Source organism: Photobacterium sp. BZF1, assembly GCF_014349205.1.
In the GTDB taxonomy this organism is placed as follows: Bacteria; Pseudomonadota; Gammaproteobacteria; order Enterobacterales; family Vibrionaceae; genus Photobacterium.
The window spans coordinates 1-5,142 of record NZ_JACSOF010000250.1 but is presented as its reverse complement, the minus strand read 5'-3'; the positions used below and the strand labels follow the sequence as shown (position 1 = coordinate 5,142).

At 44.3% G+C, this 5,142-nt stretch carries 6 protein-coding genes; 4 read left to right on the top strand and 2 right to left on the bottom strand.

The features are described 5' to 3' along the window. Positions 1-397: MFS transporter (locus BIZ37_RS29445; RefSeq protein WP_187464569.1), on the bottom strand; the 397-nt coding region annotated here is incomplete at its 3' end. A 102-nt stretch (positions 398-499) separates the two neighbouring features. Between BIZ37_RS29445 and BIZ37_RS29440 the strand changes: the two genes are divergently transcribed. From BIZ37_RS29440 to BIZ37_RS29425, 4 genes are all read left to right on the top strand, one after another. Beyond that, entirely contained in the window at positions 500-1,369 is an 870-nt protein-coding gene (locus tag BIZ37_RS29440) for a LysR family transcriptional regulator (protein WP_187464568.1), read from the top strand. 325 nt (positions 1,370-1,694) lie between these two features. After that, positions 1,695-3,062 carry an anaerobic C4-dicarboxylate transporter DcuC gene (dcuC, locus tag BIZ37_RS29435; protein WP_187464567.1) on the top strand — a complete coding sequence of 456 codons (1,368 nt, stop codon included), beginning with the start codon at positions 1,695-1,697 and terminating at the stop codon, positions 3,060-3,062. A 358-nt stretch (positions 3,063-3,420) separates the two neighbouring features. Then, positions 3,421-4,239 (top strand): winged helix-turn-helix domain-containing protein, encoded by an 819-nt coding sequence (locus BIZ37_RS29430; RefSeq protein WP_187464566.1) that lies wholly within the window; start codon positions 3,421-3,423, stop codon positions 4,237-4,239. Further along, positions 4,218-4,649, top strand: coding sequence for a hypothetical protein (locus BIZ37_RS29425; protein WP_107297615.1), 432 nt, complete (start codon positions 4,218-4,220; stop codon positions 4,647-4,649). Before BIZ37_RS29430 ends, BIZ37_RS29425 begins: the two co-directional genes overlap by 22 nt. 100 nt (positions 4,650-4,749) lie before the next feature. On the opposite strand, the gene BIZ37_RS29420 is transcribed toward BIZ37_RS29425, so the two are convergent. Then, positions 4,750-4,965 (bottom strand): hypothetical protein, encoded by a 216-nt coding sequence (locus tag BIZ37_RS29420; RefSeq protein ID WP_187464565.1) that lies wholly within the window; start codon positions 4,963-4,965, stop codon positions 4,750-4,752. Between the last annotated feature and the right edge of the window lie 177 nt (positions 4,966-5,142).

Genomic DNA, 5,142 nt, shown 5'->3' with positions numbered 1-5,142 from the left:
GGGCACGAGAGGTAAATTCCTCAGCCATGTAAGCCACCGCCACTGCGGCAAAGCCCGCCAATGCCGCTCCCATCAAGGCACGGCTTAAGCTGAGCATTAGCAAGCTTTCTGCTGTTAGCATCAAAAAACCAATCACAGGTAACAGGCTGAGGCTGATTAACATCACAGGCCGTCTGCCGATACGTTCTGACCAAACCGCCCACGGTACAAGCGTGACAGCCAGAGCTAATGTCGCAGCGGCCACCAACCAATTGACCCGGGTAGCCGATACCGCGAAGTTCTCTGCCATCAAAGGCAGCATTGGCTGAAATAAATACAGATTGCAGAAAATAAGGAATGAGCCCAAACACAAGGCAAAGCTGGCTCTTCGATATTCAGTGGTTTGAATGTCTATCATGTCGGTTGTCAGCAAAAAGAATTCTGATCCAACGGTAGCAATTCACTAGGAATAGTGAAAATATATTAAAAATATTGAAGCTATAAGGAAAATATATAGTCCATGGATATTCGCCAGCTCAATTACTTTGTCACCCTAGCCGAAACAGCCAACTTCACCCGAGCAGCTGCCAAACTTCATATTGCCCAGCCAGCTTTGAGTATTGCGGTGAAAAAATTTGAGGAACAACTTGGGATCGTTCTGTTCGATCGCAATGAGCGCCGTGTCACCCTGACTCCTGAAGGTGAGGTGTTACTTCGCCATGCTCGCCTGATCCTACAGAGCGTGCATGACGCCACCGTTGCAATGGAAGAATTGAAAGGACTGACCAAAGGTGAAGTAAAACTCGGGGTACCGAGTTCTCTGGGATCCTATTACCTGCCTGATATTTTGATGGGCTTCAAAAGCCAGTACCCCAACCTAAAATTGACTATCGTCGAAGCAGGGACCGAGACTATCCGTAAGATGCTGCTGGATAAAGAACTCGATTTAGGCATTATCCATTGTGACCACATACCAGAACGCCTTGCGACAGAACACTTGTTGACCACCCAAATGGTTGCGGCTGTCCACCCTGAAAATGAATTGGCAACCCTCGACACCATCGACTTCAAAACCTTCTTCGAACAAGACTTGGTGATGTTCAAACCCGGCTATTTCCACCGCGAATACATTGACCGCATTTGCCAAGAAAACCGCTTTGAACCCAATATTGCATTTGAAACGAACTTACTGCCGATGATCTTGAAGATTGTCCGCAACGACTTTGCGGTTACGGCCCTATTGGACATGGTGACAGAAAATGAGTCCGGTGTTGTCCCCATCCCTTTTGAGCAGCCTGTCATTTTGAATATCGCTATTGCATGGCGTAAAGATGGCTATTTATCTGTGGCTGACAAAGCTTTTATGGAGTATGTAAAGAACAATCGTTAAATGTAATTAAATTTACATTTTGTAACACGATAAATCAGTTATTAACCCCTATAGGCAATGTATTACCTACGTTTAGGTTACACCGCTTAAAAGACAAGCAAAATATAATCATTAACGACATTCAAACATATGATGTTGCGCATCTTTTCATGATTGTAGCGCAAAATTAACACATTACTCAAAATTCTGTTTCAGATCATAAACTGGTCCGATTATTGTCGTCCCTCCACCACTTTTTAGGTAAATTTATCGAAAATAATGTGTAAGAAAATTTTATCAATTGACACATTGTTTCTTAATTTTGTGGTTTAAGAGGATTTTTTCCATGTTGGAGCTATTGATTGGCTTGGCAGTCACGGTTGCTGTTGGCTATTTCATCATCAAAGGATACAAGCCTGCGGGCGTTCTACTAACAGCAGGTCTCTTGTTGCTGCTCATTACCGGCATTTTAGGATATAACGTACTACCTGAAAAGATTCAGGCTACCGGTAACTTTGTCACCGATTCATTAGAATATGTGAAATACATGCTGCAGTACCGCGGGGGCGGCCTGGGTATGCAAATCATGCTTCTTTGTGGTTTTGCATCCTACATGACGCACATCGGTGCCAACAACGTGGTCGTAAAACAATTCTCGAAACCACTTTCTGTTATTAAATCACCTTATGTATTGCTTGTAGCGGCTTACATCGTAGCGTGCTTGATGTCTCTTGCGGTAAGTTCAGCAACAGGTCTGGGTGTACTATTGATGGCTACCCTGTTCCCGATGATGACAGCGATGGGTATTTCGCGCCCTGCGGCAGTGGCTATCTGTGCCTCGCCAGCAGCAATCATCCTGTCACCAACCTCAGGTGACGTCATTGTTGCAGCAGAGAAATCTGGCCTACCATTGCACGTATTTGCGGTAGAAACCGTACTACCTGTCTCTATCTGTGCCATCATCGTTATGGCGGCGGCTGCATTTTTCTGGAACAAATACCTAGACAAGAAAGAAAATATCGTCATGGAAAAAGTCGATATTTCTGAGATCGAAGTAAAAGCACCCGCTTACTACGCTATCTTGCCATTCCTTCCTATCATCGGCGTATTTGCTTTCAACGGCGAAACTATCCCGGGCCTAACGCTAGATATTTACACTATCGTTGTTATGTCTATCTTTATCGGTGCTATCGTTGATTTCGTTACCAAGCGCTTCAAAGGTAAAGAAACACTGGAAGATCTGGAAGCGTGTTACCAAGGTATGGCTGACGCATTCAAAGGTGTTGTTATGCTGTTGGTTGCTGCAGGTGTATTTGCACAGGGTCTGATGTCTATCGGTGCTATCGACAACCTGATCGGCCTAGCAGAAGCTGCAGGTGCCGGTGGTTTTGCCCTAATGCTACTACTAACAGGCCTGACTGTTGCAGCCGCTATCGCAACAGGTTCTGGTAACGCACCGTTCTACGCTTTCGTAGAGCTTGCTCCAGCACTGGCCGGTAAAATGGGCCTTAGCCCAGCATTCCTTATCATCCCAATGCTACAAGCCTCAAACCTAGGCCGTACCATTTCTCCAGTATCTGGTGTAATCGTGGCAACCTCTGGTATGGGTAACGTAAGCCCATTCGAGGTAGTTAAACGTACCTCTGTGCCGGTTCTATGTGGCCTGGCGACAGTGATCATCGGTACCGTTGCATTGGTTCCAATGTATAGCTAATTCGGTTTAACTCACTCAATTCGCTTGCCTGTCAAATCCCGATATAACCATGGTTATATCGGGATTTTTTACGCCACAATTTTGCTTTTGAATTTCACAAGACTGCCTTCACATCGCCCATTGGGCTTTTTATTAAATCTCATTTCTTCCGGCAAAAAGCCTCGAACTCACCAACCATATTCATAGTAAAAGGTGATGAATACAGGGTTGTCATAACCCTGTTTTATCAAGTTTGAAAATGCGTAGTATACTAGTAATTATTTGCTTGAAATATCGTCGTTTTTGACAGAAAACTAACGGTAGCACTATTTTTTTCCTCTATATTGGCTTTTGACTACGCAGCTATTACTCAAACAATATGCAAAATAACCAAGCACCTACATCACCCTATATCTCATTGCAGACATTGGAAGTCTCTGTCAATGAGTTGACCATCCGGCAGACTCAAACCGGTGCGTTAAATAAGCTCCGAATTAAAGAAATGGAGTTGCTAAAAATCCTCTGCCAAAACTACCCAGAGGTCACCCTGCGCAAAGAGTTGGCCGATACCATTTGGGCTGGCACCTACGCTTCTGATTTCACCATCAACCAAACAGTCAATGGCCTACGATCCAAACTGTTTGATTTAGGCAAGGCGTATATCGTAACGGTCCCAAAGCGCGGTTATAAGCTGACTGTTGAGCCGGAATACCATGAAACTGAGCCATCAAGTTCAGTTGTCCATCAAGCGCCCGTTGAAGAGCAAAGTGCATCCTCTGACCCAATGCCTTCTCAACATCCTGGCTCCATGAGCCCTGCTCCCGAAGCGGCAAACTCTAATCTGGACAACACTATTGAAGGTACTGGAAAAACCCTTTCGCAGCTAAGCCAGAGCCCATCTAATACAGGCCAAAAAGTAGAAAATGACAGGAACTCGCTTTCCCATCTAAAGTCTGTTCGGTTCTACCTTTCTGCTTTGTGTGCCAGTTTAGTCATCGTTGCCATGCTGCATTGGTTCCTTCCCACCGATACCGCTTACAGTATGGGTGATACAACCGTATTGTTCATTCCTGATGATAGCGAAATTGAAGTCCTAGAACGCTTAGTAGAACAAAACAACTATCAGTACATCGACAAGGTAAAAGAAACGCTTTATGGCTGCGACGAGAATCTAGTATGTTCAAAAATAAAACAGTAATTATCCACTTCTTCATTACCATACTGATTTTTTCTGCCGCGTTAATTACAGCCAAAGAAAGGATCTTGCCGACCTTTAACCAGCATGAGGGGATGTGGTACACCACGGCTGAAAATGGCCTACGTTTTTATGTCGAACTCAATGGCAACCGGATGAATGTCTATGGGCAGGATAAGCAAGATCAGAAATTTGAGGTGAAATACCTCAGCCACTACCAGAAAGATGTGGATGATCGAATTGTGATCCGTCAAATTGATGCCAATGCAGACGACCCGACTTTGAAAGACAACCTTGATAAGAACACTAACGTTGTCAGTTCAGTGCGGTTGATTCCAGGTGAAAACCGCCTGCTAACCAGTTTCTATAATGGCTATGAACTAAAGTTATATCGACTCAAGCCCGTTCAATAACCTGAGTAACTATACAACGCTTAGAGTTGAGGCTGATAAGATTTCTGCTGAGTAACAACCTGTGTTACTCAGCAGCATCTACAACAAACTCAGAAAAACATTAATCGTCGCGGCGCTCTTCCCTTCTCTCTTCGCGACGCTCCTCTCTACGCTCTTCCTGGCGTTCCTCTTGTCGCTCTTCCTGACGGTCTTCACGTCTTTCCTCTCTTCGCTCCTCAACACGCTCTTCGTGCCAATCTTCCAAATCCGCCATTGCAATTGGCGAAAAGCTCAAAGAAGCCAACAGGCTACCCATAACAAACAGTGATTTTTTCATACGATTGTTCTCCAACCTACTTCGGATATTTCCCGGAATGATTTGTTGGAAAACAGTGTGCAGTTTTAGGAGGGACGAAACCAATTCAAAATTTATTTTTTATATCAACAAGATAACAAATAAAACATGAACTATAAAAAAGATAAGAAATAAAAAATAAGGAGGCTTAAGCCTCCT

Excerpts from the sequence above, each read along its gene's own strand:
- BIZ37_RS29430 (WP_187464566.1), top strand. The coding sequence starts at position 3,421 with ATGCAAAATAACCAAGCACCTACATCACCCTATATCTCATTGCAGACA.
- BIZ37_RS29420 (WP_187464565.1), bottom strand. The coding sequence starts at position 4,965 with ATGAAAAAATCACTGTTTGTTATGGGTAGCCTGTTGGCTTCTTTGAGC.
- BIZ37_RS29440 (WP_187464568.1), top strand. The coding sequence starts at position 500 with ATGGATATTCGCCAGCTCAATTACTTTGTCACCCTAGCCGAAACAGCC.
- BIZ37_RS29425 (WP_107297615.1), top strand. The coding sequence starts at position 4,218 with ATGTTCAAAAATAAAACAGTAATTATCCACTTCTTCATTACCATACTG.
- dcuC (WP_187464567.1), top strand. The coding sequence starts at position 1,695 with ATGTTGGAGCTATTGATTGGCTTGGCAGTCACGGTTGCTGTTGGCTAT.